Genomic DNA, 22413 nt, shown 5'->3' on the forward strand with positions numbered 1-22413 from the left:
CGGGCTGGCGCGGGCCTCGATATCCTTCTCCCATGTACTTCACGGACCGTGGCATCGAGGAACTGGAGAAGCGGCGCGGCGAGGAGGAGGTCACCTTCGAGTGGCTCGCCGAGCAGCTGCGGACGTTCGTCGATCTCAACCCCGACTTCGAGGTGCCCGTCGAGCGCCTCGCGACCTGGCTGGCACGGCTGGACGACGAGGACGACGAGGACGCGTAACCCTCGGAACGCGTAACCCTCGGAACGCGTAACCCTCGGGACGCGTAACGCCGGGGCGGTCTACCGTTCGGCGCCCGTCCTGGCACGTTCGTACGCGAGTCCCAGCGCCCCCTGCGCCAGCAGCAGCGCCCCGGCCGCGGCCCAGCCTCCGCTGCGGCGGCGGGCGCCCCACAGCAGCAGCGGGAGCCCGGCCGCGAGCTCGACTGCGGCGACGGCACGGGCCCGGGGGCCGCGCACCCACGGGCCCACCCGGGTGCTCTCGACCGCGTCGAGTTCGACTCGTACGGCATCCCGCCACCCGGCCCACGCGACGCGTTCCGTGCCGGGCCGGGCCTCGGCGACGCTGCGCAGCCGGTCCGCGCTCGCGCCGGGCGTGAGCCCGGCGGGCAGGGTCAGTCCGGTGCGGGTGAGGACGGCGAGCAGCCCGCGCAGCCGGGCATCGGCGTCCGCGTCGGGGTCCGGGCGGCTCAGTTCCTCCAGTGCCTGGAGGTCCAGCACCGGGTCGAGGCCGAGCCGGGCCGCGAAGGTGCGCATGGCCTCGTCCTCGCCCACCGGGGTGCCGTCGCCGAGCCAGACGTAGCCCACGGGGCGGCGGAATCCGGCGGCGAGGGTGTACCCGGCGCGGTCGACGTCCCACCACAGGGCGAGCACGGGCCAGGCGGAGCCGACGGCGAGGGCGGTCGCCCAGCCACCGAGGACCCGGTCCACCGGCTCGGCCGCCTCCTGCCCCGCTCCCCCGGTCCGCCAGGGCTTCCCCTCGGGCACGAGCACGGACCACTCCTCGCCCGCCCGGGTCAGCAGCATCTGCTCGCGCAGCAGATGGGCGAGCGGCCGTACGGTCCCGGGGTCGGCCCGGCACAGCAGGAGCGCTCCGGTGGATGTCGCGTTCATGGCTCACACGCTAAGGCAATTTGCCCTGGTTCGGTGCTCTTCATTCCGCCCCGTGCCCCCTTGACCGGCCTTGACTTCACCGATCCGCGATATATCGTGTCGTGTAACGAGACGCGATATGTTGCGTCGCCGCTCTCCGGGAGGTCACATCCATGGCTGTGTCGACGTGGGCCATCGCCGAGCCGCAGAGGCTGACCTTCGACGATCCGGTGACCGCGCTGAGCGTGCGTGTCGTGGACGGCACGGTCAACGTCGTCGGGACCGACGACCCGGTGGCCCGGCTGGAGATCTCCGCGATCGAGGGCCCGCCGCTGATCGTGACCCAGGAGGACGGCCGCCTCACCGTGGCGTACGAGGATCTGCCCTGGCAGGACCTGCTGCGCTGGTTCGACCCGAAGGGCCGCCGCCGCAGCGCGGTGGTCTCCCTGGTCGTACCGGCCGCCTCCTCGGTGGAGGTCGGGGTGATCGGCGCCGGGGCCGTCGTCTCGGGCATCACCGGGCGTACGGAGGTCCGGGGCATCACCGGCGACTCCACGCTCGTCGGGCTGACCGGCGCGGTGCGCGGGGAGTCCGTGTCGGGCAGCCTGGAGGCGCAGCGCGTCACCGGGGACCTGCGCTTCCACTCGGTGTCCGGTGATCTGACGGTGGTCGACGGGGCGGGGACCTCGGTCCGGGCCGAGTCGGTCAGCGGTGACATGGTGCTGGACGTCGACCCCTCCGGGAAGCCGACGGACATCAGGCTGACCACGGTCTCCGGCGGGATCGCGATCCGGCTGCCGCACCCGGCGGACGCGAGGGTCGAGGCGAACACCGCGAGCGGGACCGTCTCCAACGCCTTCGAGGACCTGCGGGTCGGCGGGCAGTGGGGGACGAAGAAGATCACCGGCACGCTGGGCACCGGAACGGGGACCCTGCGGGCGACGACCGTGTCCGGTTCGATCGCCCTGCTGCGCAGGCCGCCCGCCGAGGACGACGCGTACGCCGCCGAGCCGACCGGAAAGGTCATCTGACATGCCTCCCGTATTCGCCCACGGCCGACTGCGGCTGTACCTCCTCAAGCTCCTGGACGAGGCGCCCCGCCACGGCTACGAGGTCATCCGCCTGCTGGAGGAACGCTTCCAGGGCCTGTACGCCCCCTCGGCGGGCACGGTCTACCCCCGGCTGGCCAAGCTGGAGGCCGAGGGGCTGGTCACCCACGCCACAGAGGGCGGCCGCAAGGTCTACTCGATCACCGAAGGCGGCCGCGCGGAGCTGGCGGGCCGCAGCGGCGAACTGGCCGATCTGGAGCTGGAGATCCGCGACTCGGTCTCCGAGCTGGCCGCCGAGATCCGCGACGACGTACGGGGCGCGGCGGGCCGGCTGCGCAGCGACATGCGGGCGGCGGCCTCCGAGTCCCGGCAGGGCGCGGGCTCCACAAGCGGCAAGGCCGGGCAGTCCTCCCCGTTCGGCGACTTCGCGGACTTCGGCAGCCTGGGCGATCTGGGAGACAGCGAGGCCTGGCGTTCGGCCAAGGAAGAGCTGCGCCGGGCGAAGCAGGAGTGGATGGAGCAGGCCCGCCGGGCGAGGGACGAGTCCCGGCGCGCCCGCGAGGACGCCCAGCAGGCCCGCCGTCAGGCCAAGGAGGCCCAGGACAGGGCGCGCGAGCAGATGCAGAACGCCGCCCGCCAGGTCCAGGAGCACTTCGCGCGGGGCGACTGGCCCTCCGGTGTACGGGAGGGTCTGGCCGAGATCACCGGCCAGCTCGGCGGCTTCGCCCGGACCGGCGCCTGGCCCCCGTTCGGCAGGCCCGAGCCGGACGGACCGGGGTCCGGGCCCGGGCCCGGGTCGGCGGCGGCCCCCGACGACACCGCATCCGACTGGGGCAAGGACACGCCGGCCACAGGCGACCCGGTGCGCGATCTGGACCGGCTGCTCGACCGCTTCCGCGACGGCATCCGCGACGCGGCCCGCGACCACGGAGTGTCCGAGGCTCAGCTGTCCGAGGCCCGCCGCCACCTGGGGGCGGCGGCGACACGGATCGAGGCGCTGCTGACGGCGGAGGACGAGGAGAACCAGAAGGGGTGAGGGGTGAGGGGTCCCCACCCCTCACCCCTCACCCGGCCTCGGCGTATCCCTGGCCGTCGGCCCCGGGCCCGTACAGCGCTCGGTGCACGCTCGTGTACGTCGCCCCGTGCTCGGCGAGGACGTCGGCGACGGTTCCGGGGGTCGCGGCGAGGGCCAGGAGGAGGTGCTCCTCGCCGATGAACCGGTCGCCGCGTCCGAGGGCGACCCTCAGCGACTTCTCCAGGATGCCCTTCGCCCCCGGGGCGAAGGGGCGGTGCCCGGACCACCACCGGCGGCTGCGCCGGCCGGTGTCGAGCGCGCCCTCGCCATGGGTCCCCTCGACCCGGTCCACGACGGCGTCGACGTCGATCCCGATCCTCGCGAGGGCGTCGGTGTCGGCCTTCGTCAGCCCGCCGCGCCGCCGGGCCTCGGTGAAGGCGGCGTCCAGGGCGGCGCGGCGGCCGTCCAGCCCGAGGGCGGCAAGGGCGAAGGAGGCCCGGCCGCCCTCCTGTTCCAGCAGCGCGATCAGCAGGTGCTCCTCGGTGACCGAGGCGGCCCCGGCCCGCTCCGCCCGGGCCACGGCGCCCTTCACGGTCGCGCGGGCCCCTCGGGTGAATCGCTCGAACATCAACGCCTCCCGTACTTCTTGTGCACGGCCTGCCGACTGACGCCCAGCTCGGCGGCGATCTCCTGCCACGACCAGCCCTGCACCCGCGCGCTTCGCACCTGTACGGCTTCGAGCTGCTCCAGCAGCCGCCGCAGCGCGGCCACCGCCCGCAGTCCGACACGTGGGTCGCGATCACCGGCGCGTGCGGCCAGATCCGTTGCTTCGGTCATGGTGTCAACCTGCATGGACACCTGCCTCTCGTCAGTCAAAGTTGACATCATCGTCCGCCAGGCGGGCGTGCCGTTCGATGTCGTAGCGGACCCGGCCGTAGCGCAGCTTGGCGCGCTCGATCCCTTCGGGTGCGAAGCCCGAGCGCCGGGCGACCGCACAGGATGCCGGGTTGTCGGTGCGGTGGCCCAGCTCCAGCCGGTAGAGGCCGAGGTCGCCGAAGGCCCAGCGCGCCAGCGCCCGCGCCCCGGCAGGCGCGACGCCCCGGCCGCGCGCCGCCTCCGTGGTCCAGTAGGAGACCCAGCCCGTGTCATGGGTCCGGTTGACGGCCTGAACGGCGACACAGCCCAGGGCCTCGCCCTCCTCCCCCACGACGGCCCAGGAGTAGCCGGTCCTGGCCCCCCGTTCACGCGTGCGGTCCGCGATCCAGGCCAGCGCCCCGGCCCGGTCGGACACGGGCCGGTCGGTCTGGCGGTCCATCTCGGCCGGGGCGAAGGCACGGAGCACGGCCGACGCGTCGGAGGGCAGCCAGGGGCGCAGCAGAAACCCTTCAGGGGTGGTCAGTTCGTCCATGCGGACCACCTTCCCGCACGGTCACCTCCACCCGCACGCCGGGCCGGGCGACCACCAGCAGCCGCCCGCCGTGCCGGGCGTCCCCGAGCACGCGGGCGGACCCGGCGACGGAGACCCGCCACCCCCGGACGGACGGCGGGAGGGACAGCTCCGTGACCCCGGGGCGGGCGGCGGCCCGGTAGTCGAGCCGGTAGCGCCGGCGCTCCGCGTCGTACGTGTCGGAGCGGACTGCGCCCGCGACGGCCGGGGCGTAGGGGGTGGCCGTCTGCTCCTTGTTCGTGCGGAAGCGGCCGCGCTCGTCGAGAGCGCAGTAGCCGCCGCCGTAGCACCAGACGTATCCGGCCCAGCCGGAGCTGTAGCGGTTCAGGGAGGCGACGGCCTCGCGGTAGAAGCGGCCCATGTTCGGCAGGGCGTTGTTCAGCGGCCCCCACTCACCCACGACCACGGGCATCCGGTACCGGGCCGGGTAAGCGGTGACGGCGGCCTCGTACGCCTCGATCCAGCCGGCCTCCGGGTCGTAGTCCGCGCCCGCCTCCATGGCGGTGTTGTAGAAGTGCGGGGCGTACACGGTCCGGTTGTCCTCGATCCGCCCCAGCCCCGTGGGCACGCCCTCGCCGACGATGGGGGTCGGCTCGACGAACAGCCAGGTGGAGCGGTCCTTGGCGCGGATGGCGCGGGCCAGCCGGTTGTACATCGGGGTGAGGTGCTCGGCCTCGATCCTGCGGGCGGCGGTCGGCAGGTCCTCGCCTTCGCGCAGCTCCCCCATCGGCTCGTTGATCAGGTCGTAGCCGATCACCGCCGGGTGGCCGCGGAAGCGCTCCGCGAGGACCTGCCACATGGCGGCCTGGGCGCGCCGCAGGTCGGGGTCCTCGTAGAGGTGGGTGAAGGCGCGCTGGACGGCCGGTTCGAAGTACTCGGAGAACCAGTCGTCGGGGTTCGGGGTGAACGGCAGCCCGTCGGTCCTGGTGGCCCAGGCGGGGATGCCCCGGTGACCGAAGGCGGGCCCGAAGACGTCCTGGTGGGCGTCGATGAGGACATGGATGCGGTGCTTCTGCGCCCAGCCCAGGATGCGTTCGATGCGCCGGAGGTAGCGCTCGCTGTACTGGCCGCGCCGGGGCTCCAGGTCGTCCCAGAAGACCAGCAGCCGGGCGAAGTTGAAGCCGCCCGCCCGCAGGTCGCGGAAGTGCCGTTCGGTGATGGCGGTGAGTGCGGCCTCGCCGCGGTTGGCCTTGTCCTCGACGTTCCAGCCGCGCAGGGTGAGGGTGCGGCCGCGCTCGTCGGTGAGCGGCGGCACGGAGTGCTCGCGGGACTCCGGTGCCGGTGCGGGTGCGGGGCGCGCCGAGGCGGCGGGGGCGAGGGCCCCCGCCGCGAGCACGGACGCGACGACAACTGCCATGAGTGCTCTGCCCATTCGCATGGGCCCGATCCCATCAGCAGAACTGACGATCCATCAAGAGTTGGTTACCGACGAGTTGGTGTGCGCCCTCACTCCGTGGGGCGGAGCACGATCTTCCCGAACAGGTCGCCGGACTCCAGCCGCTGGAACCCTTCCCTGGCCCGGTCCAGCGGCAGCACCTGGTCGATGACCGGCCGTACCCCCGTGGCGGCACAGAAGGCGAGCAGGTCCTCCAGCTCGTCCTTGGAACCCATGGTGGAGCCGACGACCTTGAGCTCCAGGAAGAAGATCCGGGTCAGCTCGGCGTGCGCGGGCCGGTCTCCGCTGGTGGCCCCCGAGATGACGAGGGTGCCGCCGGGACGCAGCGACTTCACGGAGTGGGACCAGGTGGCGGCCCCGACGGTCTCGATCACCGCGTCCACCCGCTGCGGGAGCCGGGCGCCGGGCTCGTACGCCTCCAGCGCACCCAGTTCGACGGCCCGCTCCCGCTTGGCCTTGTCCCGGCTGGTGGCGAAGACCCGCAGCCCAGCGGCCTTCCCGAGCACGATCGCCGCGGTGGCGACCCCGCCGCCCGCGCCCTGGACGAGCACGGAATCGCCGGGCCGCACTCCGGCGTTGGTGAACAGCATCCGGTATGCGGTGAGCCAGGCGGTCGGCAGGCAGGCGGCTTCCTCGAAGCTGAGCTCCTTCGGCTTGGGCAGCACGTTCCAGGTGGGGACGGTGACCTGCTCGGCGAAGGTGCCCTGGTAGCGCTCGGTGAGGATGGAGCGTGGCTCCTTCGGCCCGACGCCGTGTCCCGACTGTCCGATGACGGAGTGCAGGACGACCTCGTTGCCGTCCTGGTCGACGCCTGCGGCATCGCAGCCCAGGATCATCGGCAGCCGGTCCTGCGAGAGCCCCACGCCCCGCAGGGACCAGAGGTCGTGGTGGTTGAGGGAGGCGGCGCGGACCGTGACGGTGCTCCATCCGGGACGCGTCCCGGGAGCCGGGCGCTCGCCCAGCTCAAGTCCGTCGAGAGGCCGGTCGGGATCGATGCGGGCTGCGTAGGCGGCGAACATGGCTCGACGATAGGCGGGGCGGGGCGACGGCGTAACCGCCTGCGGGTGTGACGCACGCCAACTGGCCGCGCGCCCGCGGTCCGAGCCCTCCAACGGCCGCGTTCGAGCCGGAGGGGCCGAAAGGAACGGGCGGAGCCCACACAGACGGGCCCGCGCACTCAAGCCCGTCCGCGGCCGATGAGGAATGGGCGGGACCCGCACAGACAGGCCCCGCCCACCGAGCGCCGCACAACAGCGCAGCGCGGACTCAGCGCCGCGCCACGCCCTCCGCGCGAGCCGCCGCGGCCACGGCGGCGGTGACCGCCGGGGCGACCCGCTCGTCGAACGGCGACGGGATCACGTAGTCGGCGGCCAGCTCGTCGCCCACGACGTCCGCCAGCGCGTTCGCCGCCGCGATCTTCATGCCCTCGGTGATCCGGGAGGCCCGGACCTGGAGCGCACCGGCGAAGATCCCGGGGAAGGCCAGCACGTTGTTGATCTGGTTCGGGAAGTCCGAGCGCCCGGTGGCCACGACGGCCGCGTACTTGTGCGCGACCTCCGGGTGGACCTCCGGGTTCGGGTTGGCCATCGCGAAGACGTACGCGCCGGGGGCCATCGAGGCCACCGCCGCCTCCGGGACCGTACCGCCGGAGACGCCGATGAAGACGTCCGCACCGGCGAGCGCCTTCTCCAGCGAACCGGAGATGCCGGCCCGGTTGGTCAGCTCGGCCAGTTCGCGCTTGACGTCGGTGAGGTCCTCGCGGTCGCGACTGACGATGCCCTTGCGGTCGGCCACCGCGACATCGCCGATGCCCGCCTCCAGCAGGAACTTGGCGATGGCGACACCCGCCGCGCCCGCGCCGGAGATGACGCCGCGCAGGTCGCCGAGCGTCCGCCCGGAGAGCTTGGCGGCGTTACGGAGGGCGGCGAGGGTGACGACTGCGGTGCCGTGCTGGTCGTCGTGGAAGACCGGGATGTCCAGCCGCTCCTGGAGCTTGCGCTCGATCTCGAAGCACCGGGGGGCCGAGATGTCCTCCAGGTTGACCCCGCCGAAGGAGGGGGCGAGCCGGACGACGGTGTCGACGATCTCGTCGGCGTCGGTCGTCGCGAGCGCGATCGGCACCGCGTCGACGCCGCCGAACTGCTTGAAGAGGATGGCCTTGCCCTCCATCACGGGGAGGGACGCCTCGGGCCCGATGTCGCCGAGGCCGAGCACGGCGGTGCCGTCCGTCACGACGGCCACGACCTGGGACTTCCAGGTGTAGTCGTGGACGAGCTCGGGGTTGTCGGCGATGGCGCTGCACACTTTCGCCACGCCGGGCGTGTACGCCAGGGAAAGGTCGTCCTTGTCCCGGATCGGGACGGTGGCCTGCACGGCCATCTTTCCGCCCCGGTGCAGGGCGAAGGCCGGGTCGAAGGGCTCGTCGGCCCCGGTGTCCGTCGCGCTCGTGCGCTGGATGCCGCTGTCAGTAGTGCTGTCGCTGCGAGGATTGACGATCTCCGCTGCCATGGTGTTGACCCCTTAAGTCTTCATCGTTTGAGGGTGGCCACTCCTGGTTGAGGAGGGGTGGGCGGGCACCGCGTACGCGCCCCGCACCGGGCGGTTGGCCCGCCCCGGCAGGGTGAGGTACGTACGCGCGGGCGCGCCGCACACGCGCCCTGAGCCCCGGATGAGGGGTGTAAACGTCTTTCTTACCGGACCAACCCTGTTACGCACGAGTCCATTCCGATGCGGTGACGTGACTCATAGTCGAATATCTGGACAAGTCGGCAAACCGGTATAAATGCCGTCCACCAGTCGAGACGCACCGAAGATTCTCCGGCAGGGAGACCGAACCCCCGCAGAAGGTCCGGGCATGACGTACCGGCCGTTGATGTTCGGGGGTCGCCCGTTATCCGATTTTGACATGACGAGACCCCTGAACGGGCCAGTCCGAATGGCAGGATGCCGTCATCACACAAGGTGGCGACACCCGAAGGTGCGTGCCAAGCCGCCCATCAGCACCTCACCCTCACCTGCCGGAGGATCCCGACATGACCGCAAGCACCACGCGTCGCACGACCGCCAGGACCCGGATCGCGGCGGTCGGCGCCCTCGCGGTCGCCGGCTCCCTGCTGCTCACCGCCTGTGGCGACCAGACCGACAGCTCCTCCCAGGAGAGCGGCAGCGGCAAGGAGACCAAGAGCGGTGCACCGCTCTTCGCGAAGCTGCCGGAGAAGTACCAGAAGTCCGGTGTGATCAAGGTCGGCACGAATGCCGAGTACGCCCCGATGGAGTTCGTCGAGAACGGAAAGATCGTGGGCGTGGACCCCGATCTCGCCGAGGCCCTCGGCAAGCAGCTCGGGGTGAAGTTCGAGTTCACCTCCGGTTCCTTCGAGGGCCTGATCACCGCCCTGAACACCGGGCGCCACGACATCGCGATGTCGTCGATCACCGACAACAAGCAGCGCCAGGAGGGCCTGGACGAGTCGGGCAAGAAGCTGGGCAAGGGCGTCGACTTCGTCGACTACTTCCTCGCCGGTACCGCCGTGTACACGAAGAAGGGCAACCCCGAGGGCCTCAACTCCATCGAGGACCTCTGCGGGAAGACCGCCGCCGTGCAGCGCGCCACCACGTACGAGAAGGCTCTTCAGACGCAGTCGAAGGCCTGCACGGACGCCGGCGAGAAGGCCATCAAGATCCAGGCCTTCGAGAACGACACCGAGGCCCAGACCCGGGTCAAGGCCGGCGGCGCGGTCGCCGGGGTCAACGACTACCCGGTCGCGGTGGACCTGGCCCGCAAGGCCGACGGCGGCAAGGCGTTCGAGGTCGTGGGCGAGCAGGTCGACGCCGGCCCGTTCGGCATCGCCGTCAACAAGGACAACACGGGTCTGCGCGACGCCCTGAAGGAGGCCGTCGACGCGATCATCGCCGACGGTTCGTACCAGAAGGTGCTCGACAAGTGGGGCGCCGGCACGGGAGCGATCGACAAGGCCGCCATCAACGGCGGCAAGTGACCGGACGCTTCACCGAAGGGCAGTCACGATGACTGACAAGCTCGACAAGGCACCCGTCGGCTCACCGGCCGGCCAGGTGCCCGTCTCCCGGGCCGCCACCACGGCCCCGGAGTACATCAAGGCCATTCCCGTCCGCCATGTCGGCCGCTGGATCAGCGGCGCCGTGGTCATCGGCCTCCTCGTCGCCCTCGGGTACGCCTTCTCGCAGGGCAACATCCAGTGGCACGCCGTGGGCGACAAGCTGTTCGACAGCACCGTCGTCGCCGGTGCGGGCCGCACCCTGCTGATCAGCGTCCTCGCGATGGTGCTCGGTGTGATCCTCGGCGTCGTGCTGGCCGTGATGCGGCTCTCCAAGAACCCGGTCACCAGCTGGGTGGCCTGGCTGTACATCTGGTTCTTCCGGGGCACCCCGGTCTACGTACAGCTGCTGCTCTGGTTCAACCTGGCGCTGATCTTCCCGGTCCTGAACATCCCGTTCATCTACAAGGACGAGATGACGGACGTCATGACCCCGTTCATGTGTGCCCTGCTGGGGCTCGCCCTGAACGAGGCCGCCTACATGGCGGAGATCTGCCGCGCCGGCATCCAGTCGGTCGACGAGGGCCAGACCGAGGCGTCGCACGCCCTCGGCATGACCCAGGCGAAGACCATGCGCCGCGTGGTCCTGCCGCAGGCGCTGCGGGTGATCATCCCGCCGACCGGCAACGAGTTCATCAACATGCTGAAGACCTCCTCGCTGGTCTACGCGGTCACGTACAACGAGCTGCTCCGCTCCACCTCGCAGATCGGCTCCACGTCGTACGCGGTGATGGAGATGCTGTTCGTCGCGTCCATCTGGTACATCGTGATGACCAGCGTGTTCAGCGTCGGCCAGTACTACCTGGAGCGCCGCTACGCCCGGGGCTCGCTGCGCTCGCTGCCGCTCACGCCGTTCCAGCGCGTCAAGGCCAACCTCGCCTCGTTCAGCAACCGGCCCTCCGGAGGTGTCTCCGCATGACCACCCCCATGGTGAAGGCCGAGGGCGTCCACAAGTCCTTCGGCGCCGCCCACATCCTCAAGGGCATCGACCTGGAGGTCGCCCCGCGTGAGGTGTTCTGCCTCGTCGGCCCGTCCGGCTCCGGCAAGTCGACCTTCCTGCGGTGCATCAACCACCTGGAGCAGATCAACGCCGGCCGGCTCTCGGTCGACGGCGAGCTGGTCGGCTACCGGCAGAAGGGCGACAAGCTCTACGAGCTCAGGGACAGCGAGGTCGCCCTCCAGCGGCGGGACATCGGCATGGTGTTCCAGCGCTTCAACCTGTTCCCGCACATGACGGCCATCGAGAACGTCATGGAGGCTCCGGTCCAGGTCAAGGGCGAGGCCAGGGCCGTGGCCCGCGCCCGTGCCGAGAAGCTGCTGGACCGGGTGGGCCTCGCCGACAAGACGAAGAACTACCCCTCCCAGCTCTCCGGCGGCCAGCAGCAGCGCGTGGCCATCGCCCGCGCGCTGGCGATGGAGCCGAAGCTGATGCTCTTCGACGAGCCGACCTCGGCCCTTGACCCGGAGCTGGTGGGCGATGTCCTGGACGTCATGCGCGGCCTGGCCGAGGACGGCATGACGATGATCGTCGTCACCCACGAGATGGGCTTCGCCCGCGAGGTGGGCGACGCGCTGGTCTTCATGGACGACGGTGTGGTGGTCGAGTCGGGCCACCCGCGCGATGTCCTGACCAACCCGCAGCACGACCGGACGAAGTCGTTCCTGTCGAAGGTGCTGTAGCCGGCTGAAGCGGAGAGGGCGGTACGGACACGGGTCCGGACCGCCCTCTCGCTCGTTTCGCGCCCGCCTACTTCACGGCGAGGACGAGGCTGTCCGACGGCGACGCCCACACCGCCCGGGCCTCCCCGAAGCCGGAGGCGAGCAGGGTGCGGGCGTGCCAGTCGGCGGAGGGCATGTCGCCGTCCGCGTGCTCGCCGTAGATCTTGAAGCGTTCGGCGGTGGGGGCGGCGAGGACCGGGTCCTCCGCGGCGACGGCCCACCACTCGGCCCAGTCCAGTGCGCCGCCTGCCTTGGCGCGGTCCATCGCGGCGTGGCGGTGGGCTCGTTCGGCGGCGTTGATCCGGGGGGTCGCCGGGTCGATGGTGCGGTCGGCGTTCATGAAGACCCCGCCGTCCCGGACGAGCCCGCCGAGCTGCCCGTAGAGCGTGGCGAGCGGCTCGCTGTGGAGCCAGTGCAGGGCGGTGGCGGTGAGGACGGCGTCGTACGAGGTGTGGGGCAGCCGGGTGGTCCAGTCCGGGTCCTTGAGGTCGGCGGTGACGAAGGCGACCCGGTCATCGCCCTCGAAGGTGCCGCGGGCGATGGCCAGGAGCGCGGGGTCGAGATCGACGCCGGTGCTCGTGGCGCCCGGGAACCGCTTGAGGAGCCGGTCCGTGATACTTCCCGTACCGCACGCGAGGTCCAGCACCCGCGGTTCCGGTCCGACGACCGCCTCGACCATGTCCAGCATCACCCGGAACCGCTCCTCGCGGTCGGGCATGTACCACTCCTGCTGCCGGTCCCAGCTCTCCTGCCAGGACCGCCAGTCGGTGCCCGTAGCCGTCTCCGTCACGTCAGCCTCCATGTCGTACCCGTTCACGTAACACCGGTACGCGGTACCCGTTACGCCCTGCCCGTTGCGTAATACCTGTTCGCACACACCGACCATTACACTGGTCGGCACCCCGACTCTAGACCGACGCCGTAAGGACTACAAGTGGAACTGGCCTCTTACTCGGACTATGCCGTGCGCCTGGTCAACACCGAAGAGCCGGCCCGCAACAAGGACACACTCACCTCCGTCGACGCGGTCCGGGAGCTGTTCGGTGACAGCCGGCAGGCGGCGCGGCGGGCGACGGACTCGGACGTGACCCGGTTCCGTTCCGTACGGGCACGGCTGCGCGCGGTCTTCGAGGCGGCCGACGACGGCGAGGAGACGCTCGCGGTCGACCTGCTCAACTCGTTGCTGCTGGACTTCCCGGTGAGCCCGCAGATCTCCGGGCACGACTTCCGGGACGAGGACGGCAGGCCGGACTGGCACATGCACCTGGCCGACCACCCGTCGAACGCGACCGCCGGATACGCGGCCATCGCGGCCATGGGCCTCGCCTTCCACCTCACCGGGCACGGGGTGGACCGGCTCGGCCTGTGCGAGGCGCTCCCCTGCCGCAACGCCTACCTGGACACCTCCACCAACCGGTCCCGGCGCTACTGCTCGGACCGCTGCGCGACCCGGGCGAACGTGGCCGCCTATCGCGCCCGCAAGCGCGAGGAGGCGGAGCGCACCGGCCGCAGCGCGGAGAGCGCCCAGCCCACCACCGCGGTCACCGACCGCTGACCCTTCGCCAGGGGCCGGTAGCGGGCCCGCACCCGGGCGAGGACCAGCTCCGCGGGAACGACCCCGTAATCCGTGCTGTCCCCACCCGCGAAGGTGTTGTCGCCGCGCACCCACCAGCCGCCGGGCCGCCGTTCGGTGGCGCGCTTGACCACGAGCAGGTCCTGCTGGAAGGGGTGCCGCAGGATCACCACGTCACCCGGGCGCACGGGCACCCCGTACTGCACCAGCAGCAGGTCCCCGTGGTAGAGCGTGGGCACCATCGAGGGCCCCGTCACCTCCACCACCCGCAACGGCCGCCGCCCGGCCCGCCCGCCTCCGGACACCCGTCCCCGCTCCGGCACCTCTGCCACCTCCCGGTCCTCCTCCGGCACACCGTCCCGCGTACCGCGTTCCGCTCCGTACATTCGGCCGACGGCCCGATTCCCGCCCCGGACTTTTGACCTAAGCCCCTGGGGCAGCCACGGAAAGCGGCGCTCCACGGAGTAATGTCCCACCTGAGAAGACGATCACGAGGAGGACAGCTCCATGCTTTCCCGCCTGTTTGCCCCCAAGGTGAAGGTCAGCGCCCACTGCGACCTGCCCTGCGGCGTGTACGACCCGGCCCAGGCCCGCATCGAGGCCGAGTCGGTCAAGGCCGTCCAGGAGAAGTACCAGGCCAACGAGGACGCGGACTTCCGCACCCGCGCGGTCCTGATCAAGGAGCAGCGCGCCGAGCTCGCGAAGCACCATGTCTCGGTGCTCTGGAGCGACTACTTCAAGCCCCCGCACTTCGAGAAGTTCCCGGAGCTGCACCAGCTGATCAACGACACCCTGAAGGCGCTCTCCGCGGCGAAGGGCTCGAACGACCCGAAGACGGGCCAGAAGGCTCTGGACCTGATCGCCGAGGTCGACAGGATCTTCTGGGAGACCAAGAAGGCTTGATCCACGGTTGGGCCGTCTGACCTGTGGTTCCTCTGGTCAGACGGCCCACCGGCCCGCACCCGGCCCGCAGGCCGCCGAGAACGGCGTCCATCGCGGACCGGGTGCGGTCTTCTTCGCCCGGCCGCAGATGCGCGCGGAGGCGAAGACGTGCCGCGGGTCTTGGGTGACCAGGTGCGGCAGCTCGACGGGGCTGCGGCCCTCGCACTCGGCCGACTCGTTCCCCTCGGCCTGAAGCGCCTTGCGGGCGCGGTTCCACTCGGTCCACCAGCACTGGCAGTTGACGCCTGTCCCTCCTTCGGCAGCGGGCCTGCACGGAGGTCGTCTCGTCACTGGAGACGACGTACTCGTCCGCGCCCGGCGCGACTCCGTCGAAAGTGCGGGCATACAGGTCAGGGACCCGCTGGGCCTTGATGCGGAAGGCGGGGTCGCGGATGAGGTTCCAGGACTGGTACTGCCAGTGCTTGAGCGCGTCCGTGCGAAGCCGGCGGCGCACGGTGGACGCCGAAACGGTGTCGATGATCCCGCGCGGTCAGCTCGGCGGCCCTCAGGGTCATGGGGCGGGCGGCGGGAGCAGGCAGGGCACAGGCCGACCAGCAGAAGGGGATCACAACGCCATGGGGGCCCTGCTCATGCCGTCTCCTGGTGGAGGGTGTCCAAGGCGGTGAGTTCTTCCACCGACAGGCGCAGGGAGCCGACGGCGACGTTCTGGGCGAGGTGGTCGAGGTTGCCGGTGCCGGGGATGGCCAGGACGTGGGGGCCCTGGTGCAGTGTCCACGCCAGCCGGATCTGGGCTGCGCTCACGCCATGGGCGCGGGCGATGGCGTGCACCTCCGGGCTGTGGTCGGTGGTCGCGCCCCCATCGCGTCCGGTGCCGGCGATCGAGTAGAACGGCACGAACGCGATGCGTTGTTCACCGCAGATGCCCATGAACTCCTTCTGCTCGGGCGATGCGCCGATGCCGTACATGTTCTGGACGCAGACCACCGGTGCGATGGTCTGCGCCTCGGCGAGGTGGTGGGGGCGGATGTTGGACAGGCCCAGGTGCCGGATGAGTCCGGCTTCGCGCAGTTCGGCGAGAGCGCCGAAGCGTTCGGCGATGGAGTCGGTGCCGACGATGCGCAGGTTCACCACGTCGAGGTGGTCGCGTCCGAGCTGGCGCAGGTTCTCCTCGACCTGGCCCCGGAGTTGCCCGGGGGCGGCGTGCGGCAGCCATTGGCCTGAGGGGTCGCGGCCCGGACCGACCTTGGTGGTGATGACGAGGTCGTCCGGGTAGGGGGACAGTGCCTGGTTGATCAGCTCGTTGGCCGAGCGCAGCGGCGAGAAGTAGAACGCGGCGGTGTCGATGTGGTTCACGCCGAGTTCGACCGCGCGGCGCAGCACACTGATCGCCTGGTCGCGGTCCCGTGGAACGGCGTCGGCCGCGAATGCCTCGCCGTGCTGCGTCAGGCGCATCGCGCCGAAACCGATCCGGTTGACCGTCAGGTCGCCGAGCTTCCAGGTGCCCGATGCCGCCGCGGTGATCGTTTGTGAGGTCATGCCGGGATGATCTCCGCGCGGTAGGCTCGCCCGCCATTGATTCATACATGCCTGAATCCATTGAGGAGCGCTCATCGTGGCAGAGCTGGTGTTCTCGACGAGCGATCTGGCGCAGGTGCGGTTCGCCGTCTCACCGATGTGGGAGGTCGCGCCCAGCTTCCGGCTGCTGAGTTCCGCCGCCGCGCATCCGGTCCACCGGCCCTGGGCCGACCAGGTACGCCCGCGTATGGTGGCCGCCGGACTGGACCGGGGCTGGCTCTGCGAGCTGATCCCGCCCGCTGGCGGCTACGTCCCCGACTTCCTCAACCCGGCCCCCGTCGGCCCGGCCCCCGCCCCGGCGGCGGAGCGGGACGCGATCCGGGCCGCGCCCGCCGAACGGGTACGCCAGGACCTCGACCACCTCGCCCGCCACCAGGGGAACCTCGGGCCCCGGCTGCGAGCCCTGCACAACGACCCACAGGGCCTTCTGCCCAAGGTCGCAGAAGAGCTCGAAACGTACTGGGAGCTGGCACTGGCCCCCTACTGGGCACGAATCCGGGCAGTCCTGGACGCGGACATCCTCCACCGGGCCCGCCTGGCCGCCGAGTACGGCGCCGGCTACCTCCTCAATGACCTGCACACGTCCCTGAGCTGGGACGACAACGCGCTCCGGATGACCCGCCGAAAGCAGCCGCTGACCCGCACGACGGCAGGCACGGGGCTGCTGCTGATCCCCTCAGCCTTCACCGGACCAGGGTTGCGCACCCGAACGACGCCGCCGGACCCGCCCCAGCTCGCCTATCCGGCGCGCGGCGTCGGCTCACTTTGGACGAAGCACCCCGTCACCCGGACCGACACCCTCTCCGCCGTACTCGGCCGCTCGCGGACCCTGCTGCTGACCGAGTTGGAGATCCCGGCCTCCACCACACAGCTGGCCCACCGCACCGGGCTCTCCCCCGCAGGGGTCTCCCAATACCTCACCGCACTCCGCGACGCGGGCCTGGTCAGCGCCCACCGCGCCGGCCGCTCCGTCCTCTACGCCCGCACCACCGCAGCCGAAACCCTCCTCCGAGCCGCCTCCGCCTGACGTCACGTCAACCCCCGAAGGGTCCACGGAGCCGACCACTTGGTGTCCGCGCCATGACCAAGCGGGGCGTCCGGACGCGTCGGTCAGCTCGGTCGGCGGTCCTCTGCTGTGGCCGGCCGACGAGCCGTGGCCCGTCTGCACCGAGCCGCACAAACGCAGCCGCGGGTACCACGTCGCGGAAATCCATCGCTGGAACCCGACCACGGACTCGACCACCTCGCGCATGCCGACACGGTGATCGTCCCCGGCTGGGCCGACACCGACCGCGAACCGCCCGTGGAGCTGGTCCAGTCGGTGCGTGCGGCCCACACGGCGGGCGCCCGTGTGGTTTCGCTGTGCACGGGCGCCTTCGTCCTGGGCGCTGCGGGGCTCCTCGACGGCAGGCGCGCCACCACACACTGGGCCCACACGCGGGAACTGGCCCGGCGCCATCCGGCGGCCACCGTCGATCCGGAGGTCCTCTACGTCGACGACGGCGACGTCCTCACCTCCGCGGGCAAGGCTGCCGCCATGGACCTGTGCCTGCACCTGGTCCGTCTCGACCACGGCTCGGCGGTCGCCAACAGGATCGCCCGGCGCCTGGTCGTCCCGCCGCACCGCGAGGGCGGTCAGGCCCAGTTCATCGCCACCCCGGTCCCCGAGCCGGGCAGCCACCCCCTGAGCGAGCTCTTCCCCTGGGTGCTGGAGCGGCTGGACCAGCCGCTCACCGTGGAGGACCTGGCCCGCCAGGCCGGGATGAGCTCACGCCACCTCGGCCGCCACTTCAAGCACCTCACCGGCACCACGCCCCTGCGATGGCTTCACGCCCAGCGCATCCGCCATGCCCAGGAACTGCTGGAGACCACCGACGCCGGCGTGGACACCATCGCCGCGTCCGCCGGGATGGGCACCGCCACGACCCTGCGCCGCCATTTCCACCGCATCGTCGGTGTCCCGCCCGACACCTACCGCCGCACCTTTCGGCCCTGAAGGTGTAGTTCCGGAGCCGTTCCGGCCGAGGATGCCGTCGCCGCGCCGGACGCGTTCGGCGTCGACCGGGCTCATGTGGTGGGGACGTCGACGCCCTCCCGCCGGGTGCACGACCCGCTCGCCGCGGCCATCCTGGAACGCGCCTGCCCCCCTCGCGCCCGTCGAACGAGAGGAACTGCCGACCCGCCGCGCCATGGCGGAACGGGAACTGACCCCACCACGCCTGCCCCGCGTCACACCTGAGAGCTACGTCGAAGATCCACTCCGCAGCGGGACGTCAACTACCGCACCCCGCCCATAACTTCTGTACCGGAATCACACAATGTCCCTGGTACGGAAGGACCTCGCCCCATGGCGGACCGCCCGCGCAGACGCCGTCTGCGCCGCACCCTGCTCGCCGCCCTGGTCACCTTCGCGGTGGCCGTACCGGTCTCCGGCGCGGCCCGGCCCGCCGCCGTGCCCGCCCCCGCGCCGACCGCGCTCGGGCCGTTGCGGGACGCGGGCCCGGCGGCGCTGGCGGAGCGGTACGCGGTCGGGCGGCAGGACATCCTGGCCGCCGAGCGGGCGGCGGCGGGGCACGGGGACCTGAAGCGGGCGGCCACCCTGCGCGCGATGGCCTCACCGCGGCGGCAGTTCCTCTCGTTCGACGGGCGCGACGGGGGGCGGAGCGTGGAGGTCGTCGGGGAGCTGGCCGCGGCTCGGCGCGTCGCCGTGCTGGTGCCGGGGGCGGGCGTCAGCCTCGACGCGTACGGGCGGCTGCGGCGCGGGGCGGTGGCGCTCCAGCGGGAGTTGGGGGACGGCGGGGCGGTCCTCGCCTGGCTGGGGTACCGCACGCCCGCCACCGTGAGCCCCGCCTCGGTGACCGGCGGACGGGCCGCCGAGGCCGCGCCGGGGCTGCGGGCGCTGGTGGACCGGCTGGCCGCGGTGCTGCCGGGTGCCCGGATCACGCTGCTCTGTCACTCCTACGGTTCGGTGGTCTGCGCCCGGGCCGCCTCCGGGACGGCCGCCGACGCTCTTGTGCTGTACGGCAGCCCCGGGGTCGGGGGCGCGGATGCCGACTCCCTGCGCACCGGTGCTCGGGTGTGGGCGGGGCGGGGTGGCGGCGACTGGATCGCCCGGGTGCCCCATGTGCGGGTGCGGGTGCCGTTCGTCGGAGCGGTGGGGTTCGGGACCGATCCGGTGACGGAACGGTTCGGGGCGGAGGTGTTCGACGCGGGCGGCGGGGGCCACAGCGACTATCTGCTGCCCGGGTCGCGGTCCCTGACGAACCTCGGCAGGATCGTCTCCGGCCGCGCCCCGCTGGAGGCCCCCGATGCGTGAGGCGGTGCGTCGGCTCGTCGACCGAGTCGACGCCGCCACTCCGCCCGGCCGGGACCGGGGCGTCGACGCCCTGCGGGCGCTGGCCGTCCTCGGTGTGGTGGGCGGGCACTGGCTGGTGACCGCGCTGGTCGCCGACAGCGGCACCGTACGCGGCGCGAGCCCGCTGGCCCACCTGCCGCAACTCGCCCCCGTATCCTGGGTGTTCCAGACCCTCGCCGTGTTCTTCCTGGTGGGCGGGCAGGTGGCGGCCGGGAGTTGGGCCTCGGCCCGCACAAAGGGCGTCCCCTACAGGACGTGGGTGGGCGGTCGCCTCGCGCGACTGTTCCGGCCGGTGGCCGCGGTCCTCGTGGTGTGGTCCCTCGCGGCGTGCGCGATGCTCGCCTCGGGGGTCGGTGAGCCCACCGTGCTGACGCTGGCCAAGCTGGTCTGGTCGCCGCTGTGGTTCCTGCTGGTCTTCGCCGCCCTGACCGCGCTGACCCCGCTGGTGGCACGACTGCACCCGGCGTGGCCGCTCGCGGTGGTGCTCCACGTCGACCTCGTACGCCTCGGACTCGGCGGGCCTCGGGAGCTGGGGTGGGTCAACGTGGCGGCGGGCTGGCTGGTGCCGTACTGCCTGGGGGCGCTGGTGGCGCGGGGCGGACTGCGCGGTCTGACGAGCCGTTGGGCGCTGCTGCTCGGCGGGGCGGCGGCGGCCGCGGTCCTCGTCCGGTGGGCGGGCTACCCGGCCTCCATGGTCGGGGTGCCCGGCGGCGCGCTCTCCAATCTGGACCCGCCGAGCCTCGCCGCCGTCACCTTCGGCCTCGCCCAGTGCGGGGCGGCCCTGCTGCTGCTGGGGCCGCTGCGCCGGGCTCTGCGCAGGCCCGCGGTCTGGGCGGCGGTGGCGGCGGTGAACCTGTCGGCGATGACCGTCTTCCTCTGGCACCAGACCGCGATGATCGTCGTCACGGCGAGCGCGCTGCTGGCCGCCGGTGAGCCGCTGCCGGGGCTGCACACCGTGCCCGACGGCACCGGCTGGGTGCTCGCCCGGCTGCTCTGGCTGCCGGTGTTCGCGCTGGCGCTGCTGGTGTGCTGGGCGGCGTTCCGGGGTTACGAACAGGGCGGACGGCGTACGGGCGGGGGCTCCCTCCTCGTACGGGAGTCCTGCCCCGGGCGGAAGGCGGAGGTGCGTCGTGCCTAGTCTGAGGGCGAGTGGAGCCGAGGGGGCGGTGGGGGCGGTGACGTCATCGGGGGCGGTGCGCCTGCGGGCCGCGGTGCGCCGGGCGCCGCGCGCCCTGTACGAGGAGTTGTGGGCTGCGCCCGCCGACCGGGTGCCGCGCATGGGGGAGCCCGGATCGCCGGTGTGGCGGCCGGTGTTCCTGGTGCTGCTGGTGATCATCGCGGTCGGCGTCACGGTGATCCGTACCGTCGAACTCACCCCGCACGGGGCCGCGGTCAGCGGCCTGGCGGTGCTGGTGGCCACCGCACAGTCCGCGGCGCTGGTGGCCGGGATGATCCGTCCGGTGGGTGCCTGGTGGGCGGCGACCGCGCTGGCGGTCGTGGCGGTGCTGGTCACCGTGGCCGCCGCTCCCCCGGACCACCTGTACCCGTGGCTCAAGGGTCTCCCCGTGAGTCCCGGGGTCCTGTATCCCACCCCCTTCGCAGGAGCGGCGCTACAGGGCGGCGCCCTGTTCCTGCTGGCGCTGCGGGTCCGGCCCCGCCGCGCGGTGGCGGCGCTGGCCCTCTCGCTGGCGACGGCGCTGTTCGTCGCCCTGCGCACGCCGCCGCTGCCGCATGTGAGCCCGGCCGCGGCCGCGCTGGTGCTCACCACCGCCCTGGTCCTCGGCACCGCACTGCGCAGCCTGCGCCTGGCCCGTAAGGACCTCGTCGTCCAGGCCGAACTGACCGCCGAGGAGCGGGCCCGGCGCACCCTCCTGGAGGAGCGCAACCGGATCGCCCGCGAGCTGCACGACGTGGTCGCCCACCACATGTCGGTGATCTCCATCCAGGCGCAGGTCGCCCCGCATCTGGTGGAGGACCCGTCCGACGAGCTCAGGGAGAACCTCACCGGCATCCGCGAGAACGCCCTCGAAGCCCTCGCCGAGCTGCGCCGGGTGCTGGGCGTCCTGCGCTCGGAGGACGCCCCCGCGCGCGACGCCTCCCGGCACGCCCCGCAGCCGGGCCTCGACGGGCTCGACGGCCTCCTCGCCACCGTGCGCTCAACCGGTCTGGCCGTCACCCTCACCACGACCGGCGAACCCCGCCCCCTCCCGCCCGGCGTCGAGCTGTCCGCGTACCGCATCGTGCAGGAGGCCCTGAGCAACGTGATGCGCCACGCGCCCGGGGCGAGCGCCCGGGTGGAGATCGGCCACCGCACGACCGGGCTGACCGTACGGGTCACCAACACCCCGCCGGACCGCCCCGCCGCCCCCTCGCCCGGCATCCGCCACGGTCTGCTCGGGATGCGCGAGCGCACCGCGATGCTCGGCGGCGACCTGGCCACCGGGCCCGCACCCGACGGGGGCTGGGAAGTCACCGCGGTCCTGCCCACCGCCGCCACCACCACGACCGCCACCGCCGAGGACGCCCCATGACGCCGCCCATCCGTGCCGTGATCGCCGACGACCAGGTGATGGTCCGCCAGGGCTTCACGGTGCTGCTCAACGCCGAGCCGGACATCGAGGTCGTCGGCCAGGCCGTCAACGGTCTGGACGCCGTGGCCAAGGTCGCCGAACTCGCCCCGGACGTCGTCCTGATGGACATCCGGATGCCGGAGCTGGGCGGCATCGAGGCGACCCGGCGGATCACCACCGCCGAGGGCTCGACGGTGAAGGTCCTCGTCCTGACCACCTTCGATCTCGACGAGTACGTGTACGAGGCGCTGCGCGCGGGCGCCTCCGGCTTCCTGCTCAAGGACGCCTCCGCCGACGAACTCGCCCATGCCGTACGGGTGGTGGCGGCGGGCGACGCACTGCTCTCGCCGAACATCACCAAGCGGCTGATCGTGGAGTTCTCCCGGACGGCAGAGGCCCCGCGGCCGCCCCTCAAGGCGCGCGTCGGGGATCTGACGGAGCGCGAGACGGAGGTACTGGCGCTGATCGCGGGCGGCCTGTCGAACGCCGAGATAGCCCGGGAGCTGACCGTCGCCGAGCAGACGGTGAAGACCCATGTGGGCCGCATCCTGGTCAAGTTGGGCGTCCGCGACCGGACCCAGGCGGCGGTGTTCGCGTACGAGTCGGGGCTGGTGCGCCCGTCCGGCCACTGACCACCCGGGGCCGGCGCG

The 22413-nt window shown here is 72.2% G+C and carries 24 protein-coding genes and 1 pseudogene; 14 read left to right on the plus strand and 11 right to left on the minus strand.

Going from position 1 to position 22413, the window contains the following annotated elements; all coding sequences use genetic code 11:
* Nucleotides 1-32: 32 nt before the first annotated feature.
* Complete coding sequence (locus tag ACZ5WC_RS20850) at nucleotides 33-218, plus strand: DUF6104 family protein (RefSeq protein WP_003966321.1); 186 nt, start codon at nucleotides 33-35, stop codon at nucleotides 216-218.
* Between the two features lie 60 nt (nucleotides 219-278).
* Here ACZ5WC_RS20850 and ACZ5WC_RS20855 read toward each other — a convergent pair whose 3' ends face one another.
* Nucleotides 279-1109, minus strand: a complete 831-nt coding sequence (locus tag ACZ5WC_RS20855; RefSeq protein WP_468542192.1) for a hypothetical protein — start codon at nucleotides 1107-1109, stop codon at nucleotides 279-281.
* 152 nt (nucleotides 1110-1261) lie between these two features.
* Here ACZ5WC_RS20855 and ACZ5WC_RS20860 point away from each other — a divergent pair, with 152 nt between their 5' ends.
* Together ACZ5WC_RS20860 and ACZ5WC_RS20865 are read left to right on the plus strand one after the other, a co-directional pair.
* Entirely contained in the window at nucleotides 1262-2119 is an 858-nt protein-coding gene (locus ACZ5WC_RS20860) for a DUF4097 family beta strand repeat-containing protein (protein WP_468542193.1), read from the plus strand.
* 1 nt (nucleotide 2120) lies between these two features.
* The gene (locus ACZ5WC_RS20865; RefSeq protein ID WP_468542194.1) at nucleotides 2121-3173 is read left to right on the plus strand and encodes a PadR family transcriptional regulator; all 1053 of its coding nucleotides are present in this window, start codon (nucleotides 2121-2123) and stop codon (nucleotides 3171-3173) included.
* Between the two features lie 28 nt (nucleotides 3174-3201).
* Here ACZ5WC_RS20865 and ACZ5WC_RS20870 read toward each other — a convergent pair whose 3' ends face one another.
* The 6 genes from ACZ5WC_RS20870 to ACZ5WC_RS20895 form a co-directional block, all read right to left on the minus strand.
* On the minus strand, nucleotides 3202-3780 hold the full coding sequence (locus ACZ5WC_RS20870; protein ID WP_468542195.1) for a Clp protease N-terminal domain-containing protein: 579 nt from the start codon (nucleotides 3778-3780) through the stop codon (nucleotides 3202-3204).
* Complete coding sequence (locus ACZ5WC_RS20875; RefSeq protein ID WP_006127526.1) at nucleotides 3780-3989, minus strand: sigma factor-like helix-turn-helix DNA-binding protein; 210 nt, start codon at nucleotides 3987-3989, stop codon at nucleotides 3780-3782. The genes ACZ5WC_RS20870 and ACZ5WC_RS20875 overlap by 1 nt, the downstream gene beginning before the upstream one ends.
* Before the next feature lie 31 nt (nucleotides 3990-4020).
* The gene (locus tag ACZ5WC_RS20880; protein WP_468542196.1) at nucleotides 4021-4560 is read right to left on the minus strand and encodes a GNAT family N-acetyltransferase; all 540 of its coding nucleotides are present in this window, start codon (nucleotides 4558-4560) and stop codon (nucleotides 4021-4023) included.
* The gene (locus tag ACZ5WC_RS20885; protein ID WP_468542197.1) at nucleotides 4538-5956 is read right to left on the minus strand and encodes a cellulase family glycosylhydrolase; all 1419 of its coding nucleotides are present in this window, start codon (nucleotides 5954-5956) and stop codon (nucleotides 4538-4540) included. The genes ACZ5WC_RS20880 and ACZ5WC_RS20885 overlap by 23 nt, the downstream gene beginning before the upstream one ends.
* 89 nt (nucleotides 5957-6045) lie before the next feature.
* The gene (locus tag ACZ5WC_RS20890; protein WP_468542198.1) at nucleotides 6046-7014 is read right to left on the minus strand and encodes a zinc-binding dehydrogenase; all 969 of its coding nucleotides are present in this window, start codon (nucleotides 7012-7014) and stop codon (nucleotides 6046-6048) included.
* A 247-nt stretch (nucleotides 7015-7261) separates the two neighbouring features.
* Entirely contained in the window at nucleotides 7262-8503 is a 1242-nt protein-coding gene (locus ACZ5WC_RS20895; protein WP_096626892.1) for an NAD(P)-dependent malic enzyme, read from the minus strand.
* Between the two features lie 524 nt (nucleotides 8504-9027).
* On the opposite strand from ACZ5WC_RS20895, the gene ACZ5WC_RS20900 reads away from it, so the two are divergent.
* The 3 genes from ACZ5WC_RS20900 to ACZ5WC_RS20910 are packed head-to-tail and all read left to right on the plus strand — an operon-like array spanning nucleotide 9028 to nucleotide 11748.
* Nucleotides 9028-9990 carry an ABC transporter substrate-binding protein gene (locus tag ACZ5WC_RS20900; RefSeq protein ID WP_468542199.1) on the plus strand — a complete coding sequence of 321 codons (963 nt, stop codon included), beginning with the start codon at nucleotides 9028-9030 and terminating at the stop codon, nucleotides 9988-9990.
* A 28-nt stretch (nucleotides 9991-10018) separates the two neighbouring features.
* Nucleotides 10019-10987: an amino acid ABC transporter permease gene (locus ACZ5WC_RS20905; RefSeq protein WP_468542200.1), complete on the plus strand. Its 969-nt coding sequence runs from the start codon at nucleotides 10019-10021 to the stop codon at nucleotides 10985-10987.
* On the plus strand, nucleotides 10984-11748 hold the full coding sequence (locus tag ACZ5WC_RS20910) for an amino acid ABC transporter ATP-binding protein (protein ID WP_096626895.1): 765 nt from the start codon (nucleotides 10984-10986) through the stop codon (nucleotides 11746-11748). The genes ACZ5WC_RS20905 and ACZ5WC_RS20910 overlap by 4 nt, the downstream gene beginning before the upstream one ends.
* A 67-nt stretch (nucleotides 11749-11815) precedes the next feature.
* Here the strand turns inward: ACZ5WC_RS20910 and ACZ5WC_RS20915 are convergent, their stop codons facing one another.
* Nucleotides 11816-12589: a class I SAM-dependent methyltransferase gene (locus ACZ5WC_RS20915; RefSeq protein ID WP_468542303.1), complete on the minus strand. Its 774-nt coding sequence runs from the start codon at nucleotides 12587-12589 to the stop codon at nucleotides 11816-11818.
* A 132-nt stretch (nucleotides 12590-12721) separates the two neighbouring features.
* On the opposite strand from ACZ5WC_RS20915, the gene ACZ5WC_RS20920 reads away from it, so the two are divergent.
* Nucleotides 12722-13342, plus strand: a complete 621-nt coding sequence (locus ACZ5WC_RS20920) for a CGNR zinc finger domain-containing protein (RefSeq protein WP_468542201.1) — start codon at nucleotides 12722-12724, stop codon at nucleotides 13340-13342.
* Here the strand turns inward: ACZ5WC_RS20920 and sodX are convergent.
* Nucleotides 13255-13746 carry a nickel-type superoxide dismutase maturation protease gene (gene sodX, locus ACZ5WC_RS20925; RefSeq protein WP_468542202.1) on the minus strand — a complete coding sequence of 164 codons (492 nt, stop codon included), beginning with the start codon at nucleotides 13744-13746 and terminating at the stop codon, nucleotides 13255-13257. The two genes, ACZ5WC_RS20920 and sodX, sit on opposite strands and share 88 nt — an antisense overlap.
* Before the next feature lie 121 nt (nucleotides 13747-13867).
* Between sodX and sodN the strand changes: the two genes are divergently transcribed.
* Nucleotides 13868-14263, plus strand: a complete 396-nt coding sequence (gene sodN, locus ACZ5WC_RS20930) for a superoxide dismutase, Ni (protein WP_096626899.1) — start codon at nucleotides 13868-13870, stop codon at nucleotides 14261-14263.
* Between the two features lie 36 nt (nucleotides 14264-14299).
* Here sodN and ACZ5WC_RS20935 read toward each other — a convergent pair whose 3' ends face one another.
* A complete protein-coding gene (locus ACZ5WC_RS20935) occupies nucleotides 14300-14593 on the minus strand; it encodes a hypothetical protein (RefSeq protein WP_468542203.1) in 294 nt (97 codons plus the stop codon).
* 297 nt (nucleotides 14594-14890) lie between these two features.
* Entirely contained in the window at nucleotides 14891-15799 is a 909-nt protein-coding gene (locus tag ACZ5WC_RS20940; protein ID WP_468542204.1) for an aldo/keto reductase, read from the minus strand.
* Between the two features lie 73 nt (nucleotides 15800-15872).
* Between ACZ5WC_RS20940 and ACZ5WC_RS20945 the strand changes: the two genes are divergently transcribed.
* The 6 genes and pseudogenes from ACZ5WC_RS20945 to ACZ5WC_RS20970 all read left to right on the plus strand — a co-directional run bounded on the left by ACZ5WC_RS20945 (nucleotide 15873) and on the right by ACZ5WC_RS20970 (nucleotide 22395).
* A complete protein-coding gene (locus ACZ5WC_RS20945; RefSeq protein ID WP_468542304.1) occupies nucleotides 15873-16865 on the plus strand; it encodes an ArsR/SmtB family transcription factor in 993 nt (330 codons plus the stop codon).
* A 177-nt stretch (nucleotides 16866-17042) separates the two neighbouring features.
* Nucleotides 17043-17834: pseudogene (locus tag ACZ5WC_RS20950) on the plus strand (helix-turn-helix domain-containing protein); the annotation flags it as partial.
* 351 nt (nucleotides 17835-18185) lie between these two features.
* A complete protein-coding gene (locus ACZ5WC_RS20955) occupies nucleotides 18186-19154 on the plus strand; it encodes an alpha/beta hydrolase (protein WP_468542205.1) in 969 nt (322 codons plus the stop codon).
* Entirely contained in the window at nucleotides 19147-20331 is a 1185-nt protein-coding gene (locus ACZ5WC_RS20960; RefSeq protein WP_468542206.1) for an acyltransferase family protein, read from the plus strand. The genes ACZ5WC_RS20955 and ACZ5WC_RS20960 overlap by 8 nt, the downstream gene beginning before the upstream one ends.
* Nucleotides 20332-20359: 28 nt before the next feature.
* On the plus strand, nucleotides 20360-21724 hold the full coding sequence (locus tag ACZ5WC_RS20965) for a sensor histidine kinase (protein ID WP_468542305.1): 1365 nt from the start codon (nucleotides 20360-20362) through the stop codon (nucleotides 21722-21724).
* Nucleotides 21721-22395, plus strand: a complete 675-nt coding sequence (locus ACZ5WC_RS20970; protein WP_468542207.1) for a response regulator — start codon at nucleotides 21721-21723, stop codon at nucleotides 22393-22395. Before ACZ5WC_RS20965 ends, ACZ5WC_RS20970 begins: the two co-directional genes overlap by 4 nt.
* Nucleotides 22396-22413 lie beyond the last annotated feature (18 nt).

Source organism: Streptomyces sp. NPDC033165, from assembly GCF_055577965.1.

What these genes read in the sequence shown, in the direction of transcription:
- ACZ5WC_RS20885 (WP_468542197.1), bottom strand. Translation starts at nt 5,956, where the DNA reads ATGGCAGTTGTCGTCGCGTCCGTGCTCGCGGCGGGGGCCCTCGCCCCC.
- ACZ5WC_RS20850 (WP_003966321.1), top strand. Translation starts at nt 33, where the DNA reads ATGTACTTCACGGACCGTGGCATCGAGGAACTGGAGAAGCGGCGCGGC.
- ACZ5WC_RS20955 (WP_468542205.1), top strand. Translation starts at nt 18,186, where the DNA reads ATGGCGGACCGCCCGCGCAGACGCCGTCTGCGCCGCACCCTGCTCGCC.
- ACZ5WC_RS20890 (WP_468542198.1), bottom strand. Translation starts at nt 7,014, where the DNA reads ATGTTCGCCGCCTACGCAGCCCGCATCGATCCCGACCGGCCTCTCGAC.
- ACZ5WC_RS20880 (WP_468542196.1), bottom strand. Translation starts at nt 4,560, where the DNA reads ATGGACGAACTGACCACCCCTGAAGGGTTTCTGCTGCGCCCCTGGCTG.
- ACZ5WC_RS20915 (WP_468542303.1), bottom strand. Translation starts at nt 12,589, where the DNA reads ATGGAGGCTGACGTGACGGAGACGGCTACGGGCACCGACTGGCGGTCC.
- ACZ5WC_RS20900 (WP_468542199.1), top strand. Translation starts at nt 9,028, where the DNA reads ATGACCGCAAGCACCACGCGTCGCACGACCGCCAGGACCCGGATCGCG.
- ACZ5WC_RS20855 (WP_468542192.1), bottom strand. Translation starts at nt 1,109, where the DNA reads ATGAACGCGACATCCACCGGAGCGCTCCTGCTGTGCCGGGCCGACCCC.
- ACZ5WC_RS20905 (WP_468542200.1), top strand. Translation starts at nt 10,019, where the DNA reads ATGACTGACAAGCTCGACAAGGCACCCGTCGGCTCACCGGCCGGCCAG.
- ACZ5WC_RS20875 (WP_006127526.1), bottom strand. Translation starts at nt 3,989, where the DNA reads ATGACCGAAGCAACGGATCTGGCCGCACGCGCCGGTGATCGCGACCCA.
- sodN (WP_096626899.1), top strand. Translation starts at nt 13,868, where the DNA reads ATGCTTTCCCGCCTGTTTGCCCCCAAGGTGAAGGTCAGCGCCCACTGC.
- ACZ5WC_RS20895 (WP_096626892.1), bottom strand. Translation starts at nt 8,503, where the DNA reads ATGGCAGCGGAGATCGTCAATCCTCGCAGCGACAGCACTACTGACAGC.
- ACZ5WC_RS20960 (WP_468542206.1), top strand. Translation starts at nt 19,147, where the DNA reads ATGCGTGAGGCGGTGCGTCGGCTCGTCGACCGAGTCGACGCCGCCACT.
- ACZ5WC_RS20870 (WP_468542195.1), bottom strand. Translation starts at nt 3,780, where the DNA reads ATGTTCGAGCGATTCACCCGAGGGGCCCGCGCGACCGTGAAGGGCGCC.
- ACZ5WC_RS20860 (WP_468542193.1), top strand. Translation starts at nt 1,262, where the DNA reads ATGGCTGTGTCGACGTGGGCCATCGCCGAGCCGCAGAGGCTGACCTTC.
- sodX (WP_468542202.1), bottom strand. Translation starts at nt 13,746, where the DNA reads ATGTACGGAGCGGAACGCGGTACGCGGGACGGTGTGCCGGAGGAGGAC.
- ACZ5WC_RS20910 (WP_096626895.1), top strand. Translation starts at nt 10,984, where the DNA reads ATGACCACCCCCATGGTGAAGGCCGAGGGCGTCCACAAGTCCTTCGGC.
- ACZ5WC_RS20970 (WP_468542207.1), top strand. Translation starts at nt 21,721, where the DNA reads ATGACGCCGCCCATCCGTGCCGTGATCGCCGACGACCAGGTGATGGTC.
- ACZ5WC_RS20940 (WP_468542204.1), bottom strand. Translation starts at nt 15,799, where the DNA reads ATGACCTCACAAACGATCACCGCGGCGGCATCGGGCACCTGGAAGCTC.
- ACZ5WC_RS20865 (WP_468542194.1), top strand. Translation starts at nt 2,121, where the DNA reads ATGCCTCCCGTATTCGCCCACGGCCGACTGCGGCTGTACCTCCTCAAG.